The organism is Streptosporangium nanhuense (assembly GCF_059358815.1).
On sequence record NZ_JCADBG010000096.1, the window covers coordinates 1 to 1,355 of the forward strand.

Annotated in this window: 1 protein-coding gene; it reads right to left on the minus strand. The window is 71.5% G+C overall.

All coding sequences use genetic code 11. From position 1 onward, the window contains the following. Positions 1-1,325, minus strand: a 1,325-nt coding sequence (locus AC5L38_RS44125) for a polyketide synthase dehydratase domain-containing protein (protein WP_495248806.1), incomplete at its 3' end; no start/stop codon positions are given. Positions 1,326-1,355 lie beyond the last annotated feature (30 nt).

Genomic DNA, 1,355 nt, shown 5'->3' on the forward strand with positions numbered 1-1,355 from the left:
CGCGAAGCTTCGAACCGCTCATCGGCCAACCACTCCTGCAACAGCCCCAGCACCCCGGCCGTCACCTCGTGCGTCGATTCCAGTACGCCGGTGTTCTCGGGGGAAGCGATGGCGACCATCACCACGTCCGGCACCGGCCCCGCCTCGCCCAGCGCCGTCAGATCACGATGAACCTCGATCGACTGCCCGGCCGACTCCCATGTCCCCGCAAGGCCCAGTGCGTCCGGCTCGAACCCGGCGAAGCCCACCATCGCCACCGGCGCCGAGTCAGCCGCGTGAAGTGTGGAAAGCGTGCTCCACTCCAGCCGGAACAGCCCGTCGCGCTCCGCTCCCTGACCACCGCCCGCGGCGACGAGCTGACCGGATGAGAAGGGGCGCAACACCAGCGAACGCGCCGACAGCACCGGCTTCCCCGCGGCGTCCACCGCCGTCAGCGAGACAGAGTCGGCACCGGCCCGGACCAGCCGCACGCGCAGCATCGCCGCGCCACCCGCGTGCAGGCTCACCCCCTGCCAGGAGAACGGCAACCGGCCACCCTCGGAATCGTCCAGCCCCGAGAAGGCCACACCGTGCAACGCCGCGTCCAGCAGGGCCGGGTGCACGCCGAACGAACCCGCGCTCGACACCGCCTGCTCGGGCAGGGCGACCTCGGTGAACACCTCACCGTCGGCGCCGTGCCAGGCCGCCCGCAACCCCTGGAAGAGCGGACCGTACTCAAGCCCGACCGCGGTCAATTCCTCGTAGAACCCGTCCAGTTCGATCGCGGTCGCGCCGGCCGGAGGCCACACCTCCGCGTCGAACGGCGCGGCTACCCCACTGCCCGTGGCCAGGGTGCCGGTCGCGTGCCGCACCCACGGCGCGTCCTCCCCCGCCTGCGCCGACCGGGAGTAGACGTTCACGCTACGCCGACCGCTCTCCTCCGGCCCACCCACCGCGACCTGGACCACGACCGCCTCGTCCTCACCCAACACCAGCGGGGCGGCAAGCGTCAGCTCCTCCACCACCTCACAACCGACCTGATCACCCGCCCGTACCGCCAACTCCAGGAAACCGGTCCCGGGAAAGACCACCATGCCCGCCACCGCGTGATCAGCCAGCCACGGATGCGACGAGAGCGACAGGCGACCGGTCAGCACTACCCCATCGGAGTCGGCCAGCCCGACCGTCGCGCCCAGCAGCGGGTGCCCGACGGCGGCCAGACCCGCCGCCGCCACATTCCTCGTACCGGCACCCGCATTGCCACCAGGCCAGAACCACTGGTGCTGGAAGGCGTACGTCGGCAGATCGACCCGGCGACCGCCCGGCAACACCTGCCGCCAGTCCACCGCCACCCCGTGTACGTGCAGCTCGGCCAG